The organism is Streptomyces sp. NPDC086549, from assembly GCF_044746205.1.
Taxonomy (GTDB): domain Bacteria; phylum Actinomycetota; class Actinomycetes; order Streptomycetales; family Streptomycetaceae; genus Streptomyces.
Genome location: NZ_JBIVBS010000007.1, coordinates 389137 through 409117, shown reverse-complemented (window position 1 = coordinate 409117; position 19981 = coordinate 389137). Strand labels below are relative to the sequence as shown.

At 69.4% G+C, this 19981-nt stretch carries 16 protein-coding genes and 3 tRNA genes; 10 read left to right on the top strand and 9 right to left on the bottom strand.

Features of this window, described 5'->3' with window-relative positions:
• The first annotated feature begins 52 nt into the window (after positions 1–52).
• The 3 genes from hrpA (at position 53) to ACIPSA_RS24455 (ending at position 4787) form a co-directional block, all read left to right on the top strand.
• Positions 53–4021 carry an ATP-dependent RNA helicase HrpA gene (gene hrpA, locus ACIPSA_RS24465; RefSeq protein WP_402638092.1) on the top strand — a complete coding sequence of 1323 codons (3969 nt, stop codon included), beginning with the start codon at positions 53–55 and terminating at the stop codon, positions 4019–4021.
• A 94-nt stretch (positions 4022–4115) separates the two neighbouring features.
• A tRNA-Asp gene (locus ACIPSA_RS24460) sits at positions 4116–4190 on the top strand.
• A gap of 405 nt (positions 4191–4595) precedes the next feature.
• Complete coding sequence (locus tag ACIPSA_RS24455; RefSeq protein WP_402638091.1) at positions 4596–4787, top strand: DUF6274 family protein; 192 nt, start codon at positions 4596–4598, stop codon at positions 4785–4787.
• A 496-nt stretch (positions 4788–5283) separates the two neighbouring features.
• On the opposite strand, the gene bldC is transcribed toward ACIPSA_RS24455, so the two are convergent.
• Both bldC and ACIPSA_RS24445 read right to left on the bottom strand, forming a co-directional pair.
• The gene (bldC, locus tag ACIPSA_RS24450) at positions 5284–5490 is read right to left on the bottom strand and encodes a developmental transcriptional regulator BldC (RefSeq protein WP_003949541.1); all 207 of its coding nucleotides are present in this window, start codon (positions 5488–5490) and stop codon (positions 5284–5286) included.
• Positions 5491–6010: 520 nt separating this feature from the next.
• Positions 6011–6853: a hypothetical protein gene (locus tag ACIPSA_RS24445; protein ID WP_402638090.1), complete on the bottom strand. Its 843-nt coding sequence runs from the start codon at positions 6851–6853 to the stop codon at positions 6011–6013.
• A 290-nt stretch (positions 6854–7143) separates the two neighbouring features.
• Between ACIPSA_RS24445 and ACIPSA_RS24440 the strand changes: the two genes are divergently transcribed.
• Together ACIPSA_RS24440 and ACIPSA_RS24435 are read left to right on the top strand one after the other, a co-directional pair.
• Entirely contained in the window at positions 7144–8256 is a 1113-nt protein-coding gene (locus ACIPSA_RS24440; RefSeq protein ID WP_402638089.1) for a Leu/Phe/Val dehydrogenase, read from the top strand.
• 290 nt (positions 8257–8546) lie between these two features.
• Positions 8547–8801 carry a DUF3073 domain-containing protein gene (locus ACIPSA_RS24435; protein ID WP_402638088.1) on the top strand — a complete coding sequence of 85 codons (255 nt, stop codon included), beginning with the start codon at positions 8547–8549 and terminating at the stop codon, positions 8799–8801.
• 212 nt (positions 8802–9013) lie between these two features.
• Here the strand turns inward: ACIPSA_RS24435 and purM are convergent, their stop codons facing one another.
• The 7 genes from purM to purS all read right to left on the bottom strand — a co-directional run bounded on the left by purM (position 9014) and on the right by purS (position 17021).
• Positions 9014–10084, bottom strand: a complete 1071-nt coding sequence (gene purM / locus ACIPSA_RS24430) for a phosphoribosylformylglycinamidine cyclo-ligase (RefSeq protein WP_402638087.1) — start codon at positions 10082–10084, stop codon at positions 9014–9016.
• Positions 10085–10118: 34 nt separating this feature from the next.
• Entirely contained in the window at positions 10119–11648 is a 1530-nt protein-coding gene (gene purF, locus ACIPSA_RS24425; protein ID WP_402638086.1) for an amidophosphoribosyltransferase, read from the bottom strand.
• Positions 11649–11721: 73 nt separating this feature from the next.
• Positions 11722–12528 carry an META domain-containing protein gene (locus ACIPSA_RS24420; protein WP_402638085.1) on the bottom strand — a complete coding sequence of 269 codons (807 nt, stop codon included), beginning with the start codon at positions 12526–12528 and terminating at the stop codon, positions 11722–11724.
• Between the two features lie 37 nt (positions 12529–12565).
• The gene (locus ACIPSA_RS24415; RefSeq protein ID WP_402638084.1) at positions 12566–13363 is read right to left on the bottom strand and encodes a sterol carrier family protein; all 798 of its coding nucleotides are present in this window, start codon (positions 13361–13363) and stop codon (positions 12566–12568) included.
• A 462-nt stretch (positions 13364–13825) separates the two neighbouring features.
• Positions 13826–16084: a phosphoribosylformylglycinamidine synthase subunit PurL gene (gene purL / locus ACIPSA_RS24410; protein ID WP_402638083.1), complete on the bottom strand. Its 2259-nt coding sequence runs from the start codon at positions 16082–16084 to the stop codon at positions 13826–13828.
• The gene (gene purQ, locus ACIPSA_RS24405; RefSeq protein WP_402638082.1) at positions 16081–16761 is read right to left on the bottom strand and encodes a phosphoribosylformylglycinamidine synthase subunit PurQ; all 681 of its coding nucleotides are present in this window, start codon (positions 16759–16761) and stop codon (positions 16081–16083) included. The genes purL and purQ overlap by 4 nt, the downstream gene beginning before the upstream one ends.
• Positions 16758–17021 (bottom strand): phosphoribosylformylglycinamidine synthase subunit PurS, encoded by a 264-nt coding sequence (purS, locus tag ACIPSA_RS24400; RefSeq protein WP_363299597.1) that lies wholly within the window; start codon positions 17019–17021, stop codon positions 16758–16760. Before purS ends, purQ begins: the two co-directional genes overlap by 4 nt.
• 342 nt (positions 17022–17363) lie before the next feature.
• Here purS and ACIPSA_RS24395 point away from each other — a divergent pair, with 342 nt between their 5' ends.
• From ACIPSA_RS24395 to ACIPSA_RS24375, 5 genes are all read left to right on the top strand, one after another.
• Positions 17364–17681, top strand: a complete 318-nt coding sequence (locus ACIPSA_RS24395; RefSeq protein ID WP_402638081.1) for an Lsr2 family protein — start codon at positions 17364–17366, stop codon at positions 17679–17681.
• A 138-nt stretch (positions 17682–17819) separates the two neighbouring features.
• A tRNA-Gly gene (locus tag ACIPSA_RS24390) sits at positions 17820–17891 on the top strand.
• 85 nt (positions 17892–17976) lie between these two features.
• Positions 17977–18049: transfer RNA gene (locus tag ACIPSA_RS24385), tRNA-Gly, on the top strand.
• A 124-nt stretch (positions 18050–18173) separates the two neighbouring features.
• Positions 18174–19169 (top strand): ABC transporter ATP-binding protein, encoded by a 996-nt coding sequence (locus tag ACIPSA_RS24380; protein ID WP_402638080.1) that lies wholly within the window; start codon positions 18174–18176, stop codon positions 19167–19169.
• On the top strand, positions 19166–19975 hold the full coding sequence (locus tag ACIPSA_RS24375) for an ABC transporter permease (protein WP_402638079.1): 810 nt from the start codon (positions 19166–19168) through the stop codon (positions 19973–19975). Before ACIPSA_RS24380 ends, ACIPSA_RS24375 begins: the two co-directional genes overlap by 4 nt.
• Positions 19976–19981 lie beyond the last annotated feature (6 nt).

The window sequence follows — 19981 nt, the reverse complement described above, 5'->3', positions numbered from 1 at the left end:
CGCGCAAAAGGGTTCGCCACGAATTTCCCCGAGGTGAGATCCTGGACCGCGTATGTCTACGCATCCAGCCCCCGTCCTCGGCGCCCTCGCCCCCCGCCTCACCGAGCTGTCGCTGCGCGATGCGCACCGGCTCGGGCGCAGGCTCGAGGGTGCGCGCAAGATCCGTAAGCCCGAGGCCCGTGCCGCCGTTCTCGCCGAGATCGATGCCGAGGTCGCGAAGGCCGAGGCACGGATGGGCGAGCGACGCGCCCGTGTGCCGGCGGTCGGCTACCCCGAGCAGTTGCCCGTCAGCCAGAAGAAGGACGAGATCGCGGCCGCGATCCGTGATCATCAGGTCGTCATCGTGGCCGGTGAGACCGGGTCCGGCAAGACGACCCAGATTCCGAAGATCTGTCTTGAGCTGGGGCGCGGCGTCCGGGGCATGATCGGGCACACCCAGCCCCGCCGTATCGCCGCCCGTACCGTCGCCGAGCGCGTGGCCGAGGAGCTGGACACCCCGCTCGGCGAGTCCGTCGGCTGGAAGGTGCGGTTCACCGACCAGGTGAATCCGGACGCCACGTTCATCAAGCTCATGACGGACGGCATCCTGCTCGCCGAGATCCAGACCGACCGCGAGCTGCGTGCCTACGACACGATCATCATCGACGAGGCCCACGAGCGGTCTCTCAACATCGACTTCCTGCTGGGCTATCTGGCCCAGCTGCTGCCCAAGCGGCCCGACCTCAAGGTCGTCATCACCTCCGCCACCATCGATCCCGAGCGCTTCTCCCGGCATTTCGGCGATGCCCCGATCGTGGAGGTCAGCGGGCGGACGTATCCGGTGGAGGTGCGGTACCGGCCGCTTCTGGAGGAGGACTCCGAGGACGCCGACCGGGACCAGATCACGGCCATCACCGACGCCGTCGAGGAGCTGATGGGGGAGGGGAAGGGCGACATCCTCGTCTTCCTCTCCGGTGAGAGGGAGATCCGGGACACCGCGGACGCGCTCACCAGGAAGCAGTACCGCTTCACGGAGATCCTGCCGCTGTACGCCCGGCTCTCCCACGCCGAGCAGCACCGCGTCTTCCAGCCGCACACCGGCCGCAGGATCGTTCTGGCCACCAACGTCGCCGAGACGTCCCTCACCGTGCCGGGCATCAAGTACGTCATCGACCCGGGTTTCGCCCGGGTCAGCCGGTACAGCCACCGGACCAAGGTGCAGCGACTGCCCATCGAGGCCGTCTCCCAGGCCAGCGCCAATCAGCGCAAGGGCCGCTGCGGCCGTACGTCCGACGGTATCTGCATCCGGCTGTACAGCGAGGACGACTTCGTCGCCCGGCCGGAGTTCACCGACGCCGAGATCCTCCGTACGAACCTCGCCTCCGTCATCCTGCAGATGACCGCCGCCGGCCTCGGCGACATCGAGAAGTTCCCGTTCATCGATCCGCCGGACCACCGCAACATCCGTGACGGCGTGCAGTTGCTCCAGGAGCTGGGCGCCCTCGACCCCGCGCAGAAGGACGTGCGCAAGCGGCTCACGGACACCGGCCGCAAGCTCGCCCAGCTGCCTGTCGACCCGCGGCTGGCCCGTATGGTCCTGGAGGCCGACAAGAACGACTGTGTCCGTGAGGTCATGGTCATCGCCGCCGCGCTGTCCATCCAGGACCCGCGGGAGCGTCCGGCCGACAAGCAGACCCAGGCCGACCAGCAGCACGCCCGCTTCAAGGACGAGACGAGCGACTTCCTCGCCTATCTCAACCTCTGGCGCTACGTCCGCGAGCAGCAGAAGGAGCGAGGCTCGTCCGCGTTCCGGCGCATGTGCAAGCAGGAGTACCTCAACTTCCTGCGCATTCGCGAATGGCAGGACATCTACACCCAGCTGCGCACGGTCGCCAAGCAGATGGGCATCCACCTCAGCGAGCAGGACGCCCCCGACGACCGCGTCCACGTCTCCCTCCTGGCCGGTCTGCTGTCGCACATCGGTATGAAGGACGTGAAGAACGCCGGGGGGGAGGGCGGGAAGAACACAGCCAAGAACGAGTACCTGGGGGCGCGGAACGCCAAGTTCGCGATCTTCCCGGGCTCGGCCCTCTTCAAGAAGACCCCGCGCTTCGTGATGTCGGCGGAGCTGGTGGAGACGAGCCGTCTGTGGGCCCGGGTCAACGCGAAGATCGAGCCGGAGTGGGTCGAGCCGCTCGCCGGGCACCTCCTCAAGCGGACGTACAGCGAACCGCACTGGGAGAAGGACCAGGCGGCGGTGATGGCGTTCGAGAAGGTCACGCTGTACGGCGTACCGATCGTGGCCCAGCGGAAGGTCAACTACGGCCGTATCGACGCGGAAGCCTCGCGCGAGCTTTTCATCCGCAACGCGCTGGTCGAGGGCGACTGGCGCACGCACCACAAGTTCTTCGCCGACAACCGCAAGCTCCTCAGTGAGGTCGAGGAGCTGGAGCACCGCGCCCGGCGCCGGGACATCGTCGTCGACGACGAGACGCTGTTCGACTTCTACGACCAGCGGGTTCCCGAGCACGTCGTCTCCGGCGCCCACTTCGACTCGTGGTGGAAGCACAAGCGGCACGAGCAGCCCGACTTCCTCGACTTCGAGCGGGAGATGCTCATCCGGGAGTCGGCGGAGGCGGTCACCAAGGCCGACTACCCCGACTCGTGGCGGCAGGGGCAGCTGAAGTTCCGGGTGACCTACCAGTTCGAGCCGGGTGCGGACGCGGACGGTGTGACGGTCCACATCCCGCTCCAGGTCCTCAACCAGGTCACGGACGAGGGCTTCGACTGGCAGATCCCGGGCCTGCGCGGGGAGTTGGTGACGGAGCTCATCCGCTCGCTCCCGAAGCCGATCCGCCGCCACTACGTGCCCGCTCCGAACTACGCGAAGGCGTTCCTGCAGAAGGCGGTGCCCTTGCAGGAGCCGCTGACGGTCACGATGGCCCGTGAGCTGAAGCGCATGGTCGGCGTGCCCTTCGAGGCCGACGACTTCGACTGGACGCGGGTCCCCGACCATCTGCGGATCACCTTCCGGATCGTCGACGAGCGGCGCCGCAAGCTGGCCGAGGACAAGGACCTGGAGGTGCTGAAGCTCCGTCTGAAGCCGAAGGCGCGCCAGGCCCTCTCCCAGGCCGCGGCGGCGACGGCCGAGCGGCAGGGCGGGGAGTCCCTGGAGCGCCAGGGCCTCACCGACTGGACGATCGGCACGCTCACCCGCGTCTTCGAGACCCGCCGGGCCGGCCAGCCGGTGAAGGCGTACCCGGCGCTGGTCGACGACGGCGACACGGTCTCGGTACGGCTCTTCGACACGGAGGAGGAGCAGGCGGAGGCCATGTGGAAGGGCACCCGGCGGCTGATCCTGCGGAACATCCCCGTCAACCCGGCCAAATTCGCGAGTGATCGTCTGACGAACGCGCAGAAGCTCGCCCTGTCGGCGAATCCGCACGGCTCCGTCCAGGCCCTGTTCGACGACTGCGCGATGGCGGCGGCGGACAGGCTGATCACCGACTTCGGCGGGCCGGTGTGGGACGAGGAGTCGTACCGGAAGCTGTACGACAAGGTGCGCGCGGAGATCGTCGACACGACGGTCCGTGCGGTCGCCCAGGTGCAGCAGGTCCTCGCCGCCTGGCAGGCCTGTGAGCGCCGCCTGAAGGCCGTACGGAGCCCCACGCTGCTGGCGAACCTGGCGGACGTTCGGGCGCAGCTGGACGCCCTCGTGAAGCCCGGTTTCGTGACGTGGGCCGGCATACGGCGGCTGCCGGACCTGATGCGCTATCTGGTCGCGGCGGACCGGCGGCTGCAGCAGATGCCGACGGGGGTCCAGCGGGACACCACGCGTATGGAGAAGGTCCACGAGATGCAGGACGAGTACGCCTGGCTCCTGGAGCAGCTTCCGCAGGGCCGTCCGGTGCCGTCCTCGGTCCTGGACATCCGCTGGATGATCGAGGAGCTGCGCGTCAGCTACTTCGCCCACGCGCTCGGCACGGCGTACCCCGTGTCGGACAAGCGGATCGTGAAGGCGATCGACGCGGTGGTGCCGTAATCGCCTGTGCACGTTGGGTGAGTTCGACCGGGGGCTCACCCTCCTGTACAGTCTGTTCTCGCAGCGCAACGCAGAAAAAAGTGCCGCGAAACCTGGTCCTGTGGAGCAGTTTGGAGTGCTCGCCACCCTGTCAAGGTGGAGGCCGCGGGTTCAAATCCCGTCAGGACCGCATAGAGAAGAGGCTCGCACCCGATGGGTGCGGGCCTCTTCTGCACAGCGGAGGCCGCGCCCGCGGCGGAGCCGCAATCAGACAAAGCAAATCCCGTCAGGGCCGCAGTGATGAAGGCCCGCATCCGGCGATGAATGCGGGCCTTCGCCATGCCCCCGCTGCCCAGTGCCGGTCCGCACCCATCAGCCTGTCCGGCGTTTGAGGACGAGGCCGTTCAGGCCGAAGCGGGGGTCTGGGGGAGGCAGCCCCCGGAGGAGGCCCGCATCGACGCCGGCGCCCGTGAACAACGCCGGCGCCTGTGAACAACGGCCCGACCGACGAAGCCCCACGCCCTTGACGGCGTCACATTCCGCCGGTACCCAGAAAACAGGGCTCGTTCCCCTCGTGCGGCCCCGGAGGTGGCGTATGGCGGCATCTGTCAGGCACGAGACGCGGGCGTTGCTCCGCGCGCACCTGTCGGCCGCCACCTCGTATCGCCATCTCACCCGCCACTGCCCGATCTGCCACCGCCTGCTGCGGCTGGCGATGGACTCCGTCCCACGAGGCGCGGAGGCCGCCGAGGACGCGGTCGAGGACAAAGCCTCTCCGACCACGTGACCGACCGCATGACCGATCGCATGACCGACCGCATGACCGTCTCCGGCCCCAACACCCTTTCCCCCGTGGGCCGCTGGAGCCTGAGCCTCCTCTAGCGCACATAGACCAACGGCAACAAGCATCCCGACATGTGACGGGTGTCACCGCATGAGTTTCTGAAACTGCGGTACTTACACCTCTCCTACAACAGGTCAATTTAATATGTGCAATTGCACCACTCCCGAGGAGTGTCCACAGAGGAACCGACACCCCTCCCCAGACTCCGACAAGCCCGCTCACAGAGCCCCGCGATCGGGACGTTCAGCGCACAAAAAAGATCGCGCTGGACCCGGCGGAGTCCAGCGCGATCTACGACGCACCCTGTGTCGCTTGCCTGAGAAGTTCTTTTCGGCCTGGGCGTGGGCCTGTTGGGGCAGGTCCCGCGTCGCTTGGAGCTAGGGTTCCGGGCGCCTCGGCGGGTTGGGGGACCAGCCGTTCTGCCCGGTTATGCAGTTGTTCAGGCCTCGCTACGCTGCTGCGGGATGCCCGCGAGCAGGGCGCGAACCTCCGCCTCGCGGTAGCGGCGGTGCCCGCCGAGCGTACGGATCGAAGTGAGCTTGCCGGCCTTCGCCCACCGCGTGACCGTCTTAGGGTCGACGCGGAACATCGTGGCGACCTCAGCCGGGGTCAGCAGCGGCTCGGCATCAGGGGTGCGAGCGGTCATGAGCGGCCTCCTCGGGAGAACCGAACCTTCTCGGTTCTTTCCTCTAAATTCTGCACCTTGACCCGCGTTGCCCGAAATGGCGGACGCGAGTCGAGTCGGTTATAGGACGAACGGCTTGTCCTCGGCACTACAACTACACCATCTGTCCAGCCGCGTCGGCCAAACCGATGGAATTGCCCTCCCAGGTAGTCATCAGCCGCGGAAGCCGATGGACCATGCCATAGCGGACAGTCACGCCACTGTGACGATCAGTCACAGGGCGATCAGGAGTCACCAGACCCCCCAAAGAGTGCAATGCTGAGATTCCGCCCAGAGCGGAGCATAGTTGGGCGGAAGGAGCCTTCCCCGGACTCCTTGTCCTATTTTGGCACGAGGAGCGGCAAGGGGCGCAAGAGCCGTGTAAGTGCGCTCTGTCACCCTTGACACATAAGCCCGGATCGGGGTCAACATCCCGTCAGGTGATCTAAGTGCCGTAAACGGTACGTCGTTCGAGTCTCGTTCGAACCGTGATGTACGTCACTCAGTTCGAGGAGCGCCGGTCGCGCACCGCGCGCCACCGCTCCACCAGCCGCCCGTACGCCTCCCCGGCGGCCGCCCCGTCGCCCCGGCGCAGCGCGTCGATGCCCTCGGCCACGTCGGCCGCCGAGTGATCGCCCTCCAGCTCGCCCGCCGGCACCACGTGCACCAGGCCGCCGTAGTCCAGCTCCACCAGCGAGCGCGGGTGGAACTCCTCCAGCCACCGCCCCACGTCCACCAGGCCGTCGATCAGCGGCCCCTCCTCGATGGCGTCCTTGAGCGTCCGCAGCCCCCGCGCCACGCGCCGCCGGGCCTGCACCATGGGCGTGCGGTAGCGCAGCAGGGGAGCCTCCTCGGCGGTCCCCTTGGCGTACTCCCGCTCCTCGTCCGAGACCAGCACGAACCAGTTCAGCGGCACCTGCCAGGTCGCGGTGCGGATCCAGGGGCGGGCATCGGGGTTGCGGACCAGCCAGCGCTCGTAGTCCTGGGTGGCCTGCCGGCGCACCACCGGGGGCAGCACCGCGTCCAGCACCGGCGGGGGAAGCTCGTCGGCCAGCTCGCCCAGTGCCTGCCAGCCGCGCAGCCGGGTGCGCCAGGGGCAGACGCACACCACCCCGTCGACGTCCAGCACGAAGGCGTCGCCGCTCTCGTGCACCGGCACCGGAACGGGCGGGGTGGGCAGCAGGTCGGCCAGGGAGCGGCGGAGTTCGTCCTGGTAGGAGGGGCGCCCGGGGCGGCGGGCGTAGCGCGCCCAGTAGCCGCGCTCCGGCTCCGGGAAGGCGGCCAGCGGCTCGTACACGCGCAGGTACGTCGCGTAGGGGACGATCACCGAGGACACCTTGGGCACGCCTGCTCCCTCCCCACCGGACCTGGCTCGAAACCCGCACGGAGCCCGTACCGAACCGGTGCGTGACACGCGCGGGACACGCACGGGACACGCGGACAAGGCATCCCGAAGCGGACGGGAATCCACTGCAGATCGTGCCACGCGCATGCGTGCGCGTACGCCGCGAGAGGGTGATCCTGAACACTGCACGGATGGCGGGTGGGCACAGGCTCTACGCTCATGCCACAGCACCCGCCACCCGCACGGGAGCTGGTCTTTCGACCGCCGCAACTTACCCGGGAGTCACCACCGTGACCGACGTAACCGGCGCACCTGCTGATGTACTGCACACCCTGTTCCACTCGGACCAGGGGGGTCATGAGCAAGTAGTGCTCTGCCAGGACCGCGCGACCGGACTCAAGGCCGTGATCGCCATCCACTCCACCGCCCTGGGCCCCGCGCTCGGCGGTACGCGCTTCTACCCGTACGCGACCGAGGCGGAGGCCGTCGCCGACGCCCTCAACCTCGCGCGCGGGATGTCGTACAAGAACGCCATGGCCGGGCTCGACCACGGCGGCGGCAAGGCCGTGATCATCGGCGACCCGGAGCGCGACAAGACCGAGGAGCTGCTGCTCGCCTACGGGCGGATGGTGGCTTCGCTCGGCGGTCGGTACGTCACCGCGTGCGACGTCGGCACGTACGTCGCCGACATGGACGTCGTGGCCCGCGAGTGCCGCTGGACGACCGGGCGCTCGCCGGAGAACGGCGGCGCGGGCGACTCCTCCGTCCTGACCGCCTTCGGTGTCTACCAGGGCATGCGCGCCTCCGCCCAGCACCTGTGGGGCGACCCCTCGCTGCGCGGCCGCCGGGTCGGCATCGCCGGCGTCGGCAAGGTCGGGCACCACCTGGTCCGGCACCTGCGGGACGAGGGTGCCGAGGTCGTGATCACGGACGTGCGCGAGGACGCCGTACGGCGAATCCTCGACCAGTACCCCGAGGGTGTGACGGCGGTCGCCGACACCGACGCGCTGATCCGCGGCGCCCATGTCGGCGGCCTCGACATCTACGCCCCCTGCGCGCTCGGCGGGGCCCTGAACGACGACTCCGTACCGGTGCTCACGGCCAAGGTGGTGTGCGGCGCGGCCAACAACCAGCTCGCCCACCCGGGTGTGGAGAAGGACCTCGCCGACCGCGGGATCCTCTACGCGCCGGACTACGTGGTGAACGCCGGCGGCGTCATCCAGGTCGCCGACGAGCTCCACGGGTTCGACTTCGACCGGTGCAAGGCGAAGGCGGCGAAGATCTTCGACACCACGCTCGCCATCTTCGCACGTGCGAAGGAAGACGGGATTCCGCCGGCCGCCGCGGCCGACCGGATCGCCGAGCAGCGGATGCACGAGGCCTCCGCGGCACGCGGACGCTGAGGTTCCGCACGGTTTGCCGGTACCCGTCGGCGGACGGTTAGAGAGAACTCTCACGTTCGTCGGCGGGTCGGGCGCCAATAAGTGGTTAAAATCGCGGTTGACCAGCGGGGACGGGGCGCCTCGCAGGTTCTGGGCCGAGGCGCGTCCTGCGGGCGACGTACCGTATGGGCGTGGGCTCAGGTACCGTGGAAGCCCTACGGACCGGTCTCTCTTCGGAGAGTCCGTTCCAGATCATGAACGCGTGTCAAGACTCTGGGGCCGTCGAGCCCCGTCACCGAGGGGGTCGAGCCATGGGGCGCGGCCGGGCCAAGGCCAAGCAGACGAAGGTCGCCCGCCAGCTGAAGTACAACAGCGGCGGGACTGACCTGTCGCGTCTGGCCAACGAGCTGGGCGCTTCGACTTCGAGCCAGCCGCCGAACGGCGAGCCGTTCGAGGACGACGACGAGGAAGACGACCCGTACGCCCAGTACGCGGATCTGTACAACGACGACGATGAGGACGAGGACGACGAGTCCGGTCCCACGTCGCATCGTCGCGGCGCTTGACGTAGCGCTTTTCGCGGTTTCCGTAGCGACTGCACCTCACCCGGTCCGGGGCCTCAGCGCCGGACCGGGTTTCGTGCTGCCCTCCGGGGCGCTGGGCCCAGGACCGCCGGATACCGGGCCCAGGACCGCCGGATACCGGGCCCAGGACCGCCGGGTCCGGGGCCGGCGGGGCCGCGAGGCCCCGCCACCGTCGGGCGCGGTCACCGGGACCGTCAGGCGTAGTCGCCGATCAGGGCCGCGCCGGTCTCGTGCTCGCCACGGTCCGTGATCTCGCCGGCGACCCAGGCCTCGACCCCGCGGTCGGCCAGCACCGTCAGGGCCACGTCCACCGACTCCTCGGGCACGATCGCGATCATGCCGACGCCCATGTTGAGGGTCTTCTCCAGCTCCAGGCGCTCGACGTCGCCGGTCTTCCCGACGAGGTCGAAGATCGCGCCCGGGGTCCAGGTGGAGCGGTCGACGACCGCGTGCAGGTGGTCCGGGATCACGCGGGCCAGGTTGGCGGCCAGGCCACCACCGGTGACATGGCTGAAGGCGTGGACCTCGGCGGTGCGGATGAGGGCCAGGCAGTCCAGCGAGTAGATCTTGGTCGGCTCCAGGAGCTCCTCGCCGAGCGTACGGCCGAGTTCCTCGATGTGCGCGTCGAGCGCCAGGCCCGCCTGGTTCAGCAGGACGTGGCGGACCAGGGAGTACCCGTTCGAGTGAAGCCCGGAGGACGCCATGGCGATCACCGCGTCACCCTTACGGATACGATCCGCGCCCAGCAGCCGGTCGGCCTCCACAACGCCCGTACCGGCGCCGGCGACGTCGAAGTCGTCCGCACCCAGCAGACCCGGGTGTTCGGCCGTCTCACCGCCCACCAGGGCGCAGCCGGCCAGCACGCAGCCCTCCGCGATGCCCTTCACGATGGCGGCGACGCGCTCGGGGTGGACCTTGCCGACGCAGATGTAGTCGGTCATGAACAGCGGCTCGGCACCGCACACCACGATGTCGTCCATGACCATGGCGACCAGGTCGTGCCCGATGGTGTCGTAGACGCCCATCTGGCGCGCGATGTCGACCTTGGTGCCGACGCCGTCCGTGGCGGAGGCGAGGAGGGGACGCTCGTAGTGCTTGAGGGCGGAGGCGTCGAAGAGGCCGGCGAAGCCGCCGAGGCCGCCGAGGACCTCGGGGCGCTGGGTCTTCTTCACCCACTCCTTCATCAGCTCGACGGCGCGGTCGCCCGCTTCGATGTCGACGCCGGCAGCCGCGTAGGAAGCACCGGAGGACTGGCTCTCAGACATTGCCTGGGATCTTTCGGGTTGGTTTCTACGAGGCTTACGGGCGACGGATGGCGTCGGCCGCGGCCGTGGCTGCCGGACCGGCGGCCAGCTCGGTCTCCAGGAGCTGCTTGCCGAGCAGCTCGGGGTCCGGGAGCTCCATCGGGTACTCGCCGTCGAAGCAGGCGCGGCACAGGTTCGGCTTGGCGATGGTGGTCGCCTCGATCATGCCGTCGATGGAGATGTACGCCAGGGAGTCGGCGCCGAGCGAGGTGCCGATCTCCTCGATGGTCATGCCGTTGGCGATGAGCTCGGCGCGGGTGGCGAAGTCGATACCGAAGAAGCAGGGCCACTTCACGGGCGGCGAGGAGATCCGGATGTGGACCTCGGCCGCGCCCGCCTCACGGAGCATGCGGACCAGCGCACGCTGCGTGTTGCCGCGCACGATCGAGTCGTCGACGACGACCAGGCGCTTGCCCTTGATGACTTCCTTGAGCGGGTTCAGCTTCAGGCGGATGCCGAGCTGGCGGATGGTCTGCGAGGGCTGGATGAAGGTCCGGCCGACGTACGCGTTCTTCACCAGGCCGGCGCCGAACGGGATGCCGGAGGCCTCCGCGTAGCCGATGGCGGCCGGGGTGCCGGACTCCGGGGTCGGTATCACCAGGTCGGCCTCGACCGGGGCCTCCTTGGCGAGGCGGCGGCCCATCTCGACACGGGAGAGGTAGACGTTCCGCCCGGCGATGTCGGTGTCGGGGCGGGCGAGGTACACGTACTCGAAGACACAGCCCTTGGGCTTCGCTTCCGCGAACCGGGAGGTACGCAGGCCGTTCTCGTCGATCGCGACGAACTCGCCCGGCTCTATCTCGCGGACGAAGCTGGCGCCCGTGATGTCGAGGGCGGCGGACTCGGAGGCGACGACCCAGCCGCGCTCCAGGCGACCGAGGACCAGCGGGCGGATGCCCTGCGGGTCGCGGGCGGCGTAGAGGGTGTGCTCGTTCATGAAGACGAGCGAGAAGGCGCCCTTGACCTGCGGGAGGATCGCGTGCGCGGCCTCCTCGACGGTCAGCGGCTTGCCGTCCTCGTCGACCTGGGCCGCGAGGAGCGCGGTGAGCAGGTCGGTGTCGTTGGTGGCCGCGACCCGGGTGGACCGGCCGTTGTGGTCCTTCGGGAGGTCGGCGACCATCTCGGCGAGCTGCGCCGTGTTGACCAGGTTGCCGTTGTGGCCGAGCGCGATCGATCCGTGCGCGGTGGCGCGGAACGTCGGCTGGGCGTTCTCCCACACGGAGGCGCCGGTGGTCGAGTAGCGGGCGTGTCCGACCGCGATGTGACCCTGGAGCGAACCGAGCGAGGTTTCGTCGAAGACCTGGGAGACCAGGCCCATGTCCTTGAAGACGAGGATCTGGGAGCCGTTGCTGACCGCGATTCCCGCGGATTCCTGACCCCGGTGCTGGAGGGCGTAGAGCCCGAAGTACGTGAGCTTTGCGACCTCTTCGCCCGGAGCCCAGACACCGAAGACGCCACACGCGTCCTGGGGGCCTTTCTCACCGGGGAGCAGATCGTGATTGAGTCGACCGTCACCACGTGGCACGGCACCGAGTGTAGGCGAGATCGACCACTGGTCCGAATTGGTCAATGCCCCGAAGTTACGCGTTCGTCATCGGTCACCTCTCGGCAACAGCGGTCACGGTCTCGCCGTTTGCGCTGGTCAGCGTAAGGGTTCGATGATCCACTCGATACGTCACGGTGCCGTCGAAGAGGCGCAGCAGAGTCTTTTCCGTATCCATGAGTGAGGCGTCGCACATCATTCGGGTCGTCCCGGGAGAGCCCAGGGTGATACGGGAGTGGCTGACCGTGGCCCGCGCGGTGACCTGATTGCAGCCCAGGCGGCCGGTGACCCTGCCGGTCTTCCGGTCGAAGGTGAGGTGGGCGTCGGCGCCCTTCGGCAGCGAGCCGACGGTGCCACCGGCGCCGAGTGCCGTGATCGTCCACCTGGTGCCGTAGAGCGGGGCGTCCTGCTCCTCGGTCAGGTGGACGGTGTCGCCGGCGGTGGTGGTGAGGGTCAGCTTGTCGCCCTTCACCGCGGTGGTGAGGGGACCGGCGGCGAGGGTGCGGGCGAGGTTCCGCTCGAAGGCCATGGGCTGCTCTGCGCACGCCATCTCGGTCGCCGCGGTGTCGCTGAGCCGGACCCGGCCGCCCTCGAAGGAGGCCCGCGCGCTGAAGTGGTTGCAGCCGTAGTTGCCCTCGGCCCGGCCGTCGTCGCCGATCTCCACGTGCGCGCCGGCCGGGGCGCGGTGGGCCGTGCCGTCCACGGTGACGCTGTCGACGGTCCAGTGGACGCCGGTGACCGCCTGCCGGGCCACGGCGGTTCCGCTGCCCGCGTGCTCGCTGCCGCAGGCCGCCGCGAGGGGGACGAGCACGGCGGCGGCCGTGAGAGTCAGTCGCTGTTTGTGCCTGTACTGCCGGTACATGTCGATTCGACGGAAGGACCGGGGCGATCGGTTCCCGCTACGACATCAGTGGCAGCAGGGTTTCGAGATCCGCCCGTTCCCCGCTCGCGCTCGCCTTCGCCGCGTCGATGGCGTCCTTCCAGCCCAGCCGCCCGGTGGCGAGCCGGATCCAGGTGAGCGGGTCGGTCTCGACGACGTTCGGCGGGGTGCCGCGGGTGTGCCGGGGCCCCTCGACGCACTGCACGACGGCGTACGGCGGGATGCGGACCTCCGTCGAACCGCCGGGGGCCTTCACGGCGAGCGCGTCGGCGAGGAGCCGGGTGGTGGCGGCGAGGGCCTGGCGGTCGTACGGCACCTCCAGGCCCGGCACGGCGGCGTTCAGGTCGTCGGTGTGGACGACGAGTTCGACGGTGCGGGTGACGAGGTAGTCGTCCAGCGACAGCGCGCCCGCGCTGGTGTCCAGGAGCCGGGTGCCGGGGTGCTCGTCGAGGAGCTCGCCGAGGCTCCGGTCGACGTCGGCGAGATAGGCGTCGAGGTCGGGCTGCTGCTCGGCGAGCCGCCGGGTGAAATCCGCGATGGCCGAGGAGTTGGCGGCGGTGGCGAAGGGCCAGTCGAGGAGCACGGCGTCCTGTTTCGCGGGCTCCGGGAGGTCGAGCGAGCGGTGGACGGCGGTGACCGCCATGCCGATGTGCGCGATCAGGTCCCGTACGGTCCACTCGCCCAGCCGCGTGGGGAGGGCGAGCTGCTCGGGGCCGAGGCCGCGGACGGCCTCCCGTACGTTTCCGAGCTGGGCGAACACCGCGCTCCGGGTCTTGGCGGGATCGTAGGCGCGTGCGCGTTTCCTGGCCGGGGGCATGGGGCGACCCTATGCCTTCACCGTGTGGTCCTTCAGGCCCTTTTCGACCAGCCCGAAGGCGTCGTCGGCGACTTGCCCGGGGGTCTCACGTGGAGACGGAGGACGCCTGGCGGGCCCGCCGCGAGTACCGGTCGGCGCGGCACAGCCGGCAGCCAAGGGCCCGGCCGCTCGACCGCCCGGCCGCTCGACCGCCGGGTGGCTCGGCCGCCGGGTGGCTCGACCGCCGGGTCGCTCGGCCGCCGGGCCACGGAGCGCCGCAGCGACGGCCCCGCCGTCCGGCGGGCGGCGGTGATCAAGGCGGCGACGACGCCGGTCCGGTCCTGGCGACGTGCTCGCGCGCCTTGAGCCGGCCGGTCGCGCCTGGCTGCCGCCACGCGGCCAAGGCGGGCCGGCCGACCGCGGCGCCGACGGCGAAGGCCCCGCGCGGAGTTCCGGGCGGGGCCTTCGCCTGCGTACGCGGAGTTACGCGAGCAGCGCCGGGATCGTCCCCTCGTGCGCCTCGCGCAGCTCGTCGAGGGAGAGTTCGAACTCGCCCTGGACATCCACGGAGTCGCCGTCGACGACACCGATGCGGGCGGCCGGAAGACCGCGCGCGCCGCACATGTCGTTGAAGCGGACCTCCTCCGAGCGCGGCACGGCTACGACCGCACGCCCCGCCGACTCGGAGAACAGGAAGGTGAACGTGTCAAGCCCGTCCGGGACGACCAGCCGCGCGCCCTTGCCGCCGAGCAGCGCCGACTCGACGACCGCCTGGATCAGACCGCCGTCGGACAGGTCGTGCGCGGAGTCGATCATGCCGTCGCGGGAGGCGGAGATCAGGATCTCGCCGAGCAGGCGCTCGCGCTCCAGGTCGACCTTCGGGGGCAGGCCGCCGAGGTGGTCGTGGACGACCTGCGACCAGGCCGAACCGCCGAACTCCTCGCGAGTGTCGCCGAGCAGGTAGAGGAGCTGGCCCTCCTCCTGGAAGGCGACCGGCGTGCGGCGGGCGACGTCGTCGATGACACCCAGCACGGCCACCACCGGGGTCGGGTGGATGGCCACCTCGCCCGTCTGGTTGTACAGCGAGACGTTGCCGCCGGTCACCGGGGTGCCCAGCTGCAGGCAGGCGTCGGCCAGGCCGCGGACGGCCTCCGCGAACTGCCACATGACCGCCGGGTCCTCGGGCGAGCCGAAGTTCAGGCAGTCGGAGACGGCCAGCGGCTTGGCACCGGTGGTGGCGACGTTGCGGTAGGCCTCGGCGAGCGCCAGCTGGGCGCCCGCGTACGGGTCGAGCTTGGCGTACCGGCCGTTTCCGTCCGTGGCGATGGCGACGCCGAGGCCGGTCTCCTCGTCGACCCGGATCATGCCGGAGTCCTCGGGCTGGGCGAGGACGGTGTTGCCCTGCACGAAGTGGTCGTACTGCGAGGTGATCCACTTCTTGGAGGCCTGGTTGGGCGAGGCGACCAGCTTCAGGACCTGGTCCTTGAGCTCCTTGCCCGTCTGCGGCCGCGGCAGCTTGTTCGCGTCGTCGGCCTGGAGGGCGTCCTGCCAGTCCGGACGGGCGTACGGGCGTTCGTAGACCGGGCCCTCGTGCGCGACCGTGCGCGGGTCGACGTCGACGATCTTGCCGCCGTGCCAGTAGATCTCAAGACGGTCGCCGTCGGTGACCTCACCGATGACGGTGGCGATGACGTCCCACTTGGCGCAGATCTCCAGGAACCGGTCGACCTTCTCCGGCTCCACGACCGCGCACATGCGCTCCTGCGACTCGCTCATGAGGATCTCCTCGGGCGAGAGCGTCGAGTCGCGCAGCGGTACGTCGTCCAGGGTCACGCGCATGCCGCCGGAGCCGTTGGAGGCCAGCTCGGAGGTGGCGCAGGACAGGCCCGCCGCACCGAGGTCCTGGATGCCGACGACCAGCTTCTCCTGGAAGGCCTCCAGGGTGCACTCGATGAGGAGCTTCTCCTGGAAGGGGTCGCCGACCTGGACCGCCGGACGCTTGGAGGGCTTGGCGTCGTCGAAGGTCTCGGAGGCGAGGATCGAGGCGCCGCCGATGCCGTCACCGCCGGTGCGGGCGCCGTAGAGGACGACCTTGTTGCCCGCGCCGGACGCCTTGGCGAGGTGGATGTCCTCGTGCCGCATGACGCCGATGGCACCGGCGTTGACCAGCGGGTTGCCCTGGTAGCAGGCGTCGAAGACGACCTCGCCGCCGATGTTGGGCAGGCCCAGGCAGTTGCCGTAGCCGCCGATGCCGGCGACCACGCCCGGCAGGACGCGCTTGGTGTCCGGGTGGTCGGCGGCGCCGAAGCGCAGCGGGTCCACGACCGCGACCGGGCGCGCGCCCATCGCGATGATGTCGCGGACGATGCCGCCGACACCGGTGGCCGCGCCCTGGTAAGGCTCGACGTACGAGGGGTGGTTGTGCGACTCGACCTTGAAGGTCACCGCGTAGCCCTGGCCGACGTCGACCACGCCCGCGTTCTCGCCGATGCCGACGAGGAGGGCGTCGCTCTGCGGGGCCTTCTCGCCGAACTGGCGCAGGTGGACCTTGGAGGACTTGTACGAGCAGTGCTCGGACCACATGACCGAGTACATGGCGAGCTCGGCGCCGGTCGGGCGGCGGCCGAGGATCTCCACCACCCGCTCGTACTCGTCCTTCTTCAGACCGAGTTCGGCCCAGGGCAGCTCGACGTCGGGGGTCGCGGCCGCGTGCTCGACCGTGTCCAGAGGCGTCCGGCTCATGCGTTGACCAGCTTCTTGAGGATCGAGGTGAAGAACGGGAGGCCGTCGGTACGGCCCGTGCCGATCAGCGGCTCGACAGCGTGCTCGGGGTGCGGCATGAGGCCGACGACGTTCCCGGCCTCGTTGGTGATGCCGGCGATGTCGCGGAGCGAGCCGTTGGGGTTGAAGTCCACGTAGCGGAAGGCGACCCGACCCTCGGCCTCCAGCTTGTCGAGCGTGTACTCGTCGGCGACGTACCGGCCGTCCATGTTCTTCAGCGGGATGTGGATCTCCTGGCCGGCGCGGTAGTCGCTGGTCCAGGCGGTGTCCGCGTTCTCCACCCGCAGCTTCTGGTCGCGGCAGATGAAGTGGAGGTGGTTGTTGCCGAGCATCGCGCCCGGGAGGAGGTGGGCCTCCGTGAGGACCTGGAAGCCGTTGCAGATACCGAGGACCGGAAGTCCGGCCTTCGCCTGCTCGATGATGGTCTCCATCACCGGCGAGAACCGGGAGATGGCTCCGGCCCGCAGATAGTCGCCGTAGGAGAAACCGCCGGGCAGCACCACGGCGTCGACCTGCTTGAGGTCCTTGTCCTTGTGCCAGAGGGCGACCGGTTCGGCGCCTGCGAGGCGGATCGCACGCTGAGTGTCCCGGTCGTCGAGGCTTCCCGGGAAAGTGACGACGCCAATACGAGCGGTCACTTGGCCGCCTCCGCGACTTCTTCCACCTTGACGGTGAAGTCCTCGATCACGGTGTTGGCGAGGAAGGATTCCGCAAGATCGTGGATGCGGGCGAGCGCGGCCTCGTCGACCGGGCCGTCAACTTGGAGTTCGAATCGCTTTCCCTGACGTACGTCGGAGATGCCTTCGAAACCCAGCCGCGGCAGTGCGCGCTGCACCGCCTGGCCCTGGGGGTCGAGGATCTCCGGCTTGAGCATGACGTCGACTACGACGCGTGCCACTGGCACTCCCGGTGTGTGGTGCTGAGCAGGTTCCTTCAGACTACCCGCACAAAATTTCTACGCGAGTAGAGTTGTAGGAAACTACGTGACGGGCATCACGATCAGGTGTCGGGCGGGTGCCCTCGCGAAAAAATCTGGGAAAGTTCGACGAGCCGCCCGTGGCAGCTATTGCCTTCGGACACGCGGGCGGATTTAGTCGGGCTTCACTTTGCAATGCCGGGCACTGTACAAATGAATTGGCAATAGCCGATACTTTGCCCAATAACAGGCGGACAGTCGACATCTCCGCGACGTCATGGCACGTCACCACAGACGGGGTGTCGCACGAAGGGACCGATATTCGTGGCGCAGAAGGTCGTGGTCACTCTCTTTGACGACATCGACGGCTCGGAAGCGGCGGAAACGATCGCCTTCGGACTCGACGGCAAGTCGTACGAGATCGACCTGAATCAAGCCAATGCCAAGAAACTGCGTAAGGCCCTTGAGCCGTACGTGACGGCCGGCCGCAAGCGGGCGAAGTCGGGCAAGACGTACCGCCAGACGGAGGTCGCGCCCGACCCGGCGGCCGTCCGGGCCTGGGCCCAGGCCAACAAGATGGACGTGCCGGCCCGCGGCCGGATCCCCAAGAAGGTCTACGAGGCGTTCAGCGCCGCGCAGTGACGCCCGCGAGGGGTAGGTCCTCAGGGTCCGTCACAGGACCCTGAGGACAACCGACTTGCGCTACCCCCCTGCTGATCAGCTAATGTCTGGAGCACGCCGAGGGGCGAGGCCGAAAGGCCGGAACCCCGAGGAGTACATGCGGGTGTAGTTCAGTAGCAGAACATCCCCCTTCCAGGGGGAAGGCGCAGTGTGCAATTCCTGTCACCCGCTCTGGCACCATCTACCATCACGACCACTGCTGTGGATCAGGTAGGCTGGTGCTCGCACCGATCGGTGGGAGCCGGTCGGGGGCAGTGCGGACGTAGCTCAGTTGGTAGAGCGCAACCTTGCCAAGGTTGAGGTCGCGAGTTCGAGCCTCGTCGTCCGCTCAGGAGTAAGACCCCGGTCCTCGGACCGGGGTCTTTTTTCGCGTTCCTCCCGTCTGACATTTGTCATGCCGAGTGATGACACCGCGCACTGCTGTCCGGCCCCGCCCGCCGGGACGCTGAAGTCATGGACATCGACGAGCACGAGCACGTGATAGAGGTCACTGACCTCCGGCGTGTCTACGGGGGCGGGTTCGAGGCGGTACGCGGAATCAGCTTCTCCGTGGCCCGCGGCGAGATCTTCGCCCTGCTGGGCACCAACGGCGCGGGCAAGACATCCACGGTCGAGCTGCTGGAGGGACTCGCGGCACCGGCCGGCGGCCGGGTACGGGTCCTCGGCCACGACCCCTACCGGGAGCGGGCCGACGTACGGCCGCGCACCGGCGTGATGCTCCAGGAGGGCGGCTTCCCGTCCGAACTGACCGTCGCCGAGACCGCGCAGATGTGGGCGGGGTGCACGACCGGAGCCCGGCCCGAAGCAGAGGCACTGGCGCTCGTCGGGCTGGCCGGGAAGGCCGGTGTGCGGGTGAAGCAGCTGTCCGGAGGTGAGCGGCGACGCCTGGATCTGGCGCTCGCGCTGCTCGGCGAGCCCGAGGTGCTGTTCCTGGACGAGCCGACGACCGGGCTCGACGCCGAAGGCCGCCGGGACACCTGGCAGTTGGTTCGGGCGCTGCGCGACGCCGGCACCACCGTGCTGCTGACCACGCACTACCTGGAGGAGGCGGAGGGCCTCGCCGACCGCGTCGCGATCCTGCACGAGGGGCGCATCGCCGCCTCCGGGACCCCCGCCGAGGTGACCGCGGGCCGGCCGTCCCGTATCTCCTTCGAACTGCCCGAGGGGTACTTCCTCGGGGACCTGCCGCCGCTCGCCGAGCTGGGGGTGTGCGGGCACGAGCTGGCGGGGAGGGCCGTACAGCTGCGCACCCGGGAGCTCCAGCGGGCGGCCACCGGGCTGCTGGTGTGGGCCGAGCGGGCCGGGATCGAACTGCGCGGCCTCGACGTGCGGTCGGCCTCGCTGGAGGAGGCGTTCCTGGGGATCGCGCGGGAGCGGGAGCCCGCGGCCGGAGCAACAACAGGAGCAACAGCAGGAACGGCGACCGGAGCGGCAGGAGCAGCGGCATGAGCGACAGCATGGGCACCCCCACCCGGGCGAGCACCCCGGCGTTCACCCCCGCGGCCCGGCGGCTGCGCGCCCTGGCCCGGGCCGAACTCACCCTCCTCGGCCGCAGCCGGGGCGCCGTCCTCACCGCGCTGCTCATGCCGCTCGCGCTGCCGTTCAGCGTGCGGCCCGCGGTCGACCAGATAGACCTGAAGGCCGAAGGGCTGACCATCGGCACGGTGATGCTGACGGCCGCGATCGGCTTCTCCTTCCTCTTCGCCGTCTACACCTCCCTGGTGAGCGCCTTCGTCGCCCGCCGCGAGGAACTGGTCCTCAAACGGCTGCGCACCGGCGAACTCGGGGACACCGAGATCCTCGTCGGGACGGCCCTGCCCGCCGTGTGCGTCGGACTCGCCCAGTCGCTGGTGCTGTCCGTGGGCTGCGCGGTGCTCCTTCGCACGGGGGCTCCCCGGGCGCCGTATCTGACCGTCCTCGGGGTGCTGTCGGGGCTGGCGCTGTGCGCCGCGCTCGCCGCCCTCACCTCGTCCTTCACCAGGACCGCGGAGAGCGCCCAGGTCACCGCGCTGCCGCTGGTGCTCGTGTCGATGGTCGGCTCGGGCATCGCGATCCCCGCCGAGGTCCTGCCCGACCGGCTCGCCGCCGTCTGCGAACTCCTGCCGCTCTCTCCCGCCATCCGTCTGGTCCGCGCCGGCTGGACCGGACAGCTGAGCGCGTACGAGGCGCTGGGCACCGTGGCGACCGCGCTGGCCTGGACCGTTGTGGCGGTGTTTGCTGTACGGCGGTGGTTCCGGTGGGAACCGCGGCGCTGACGGAGG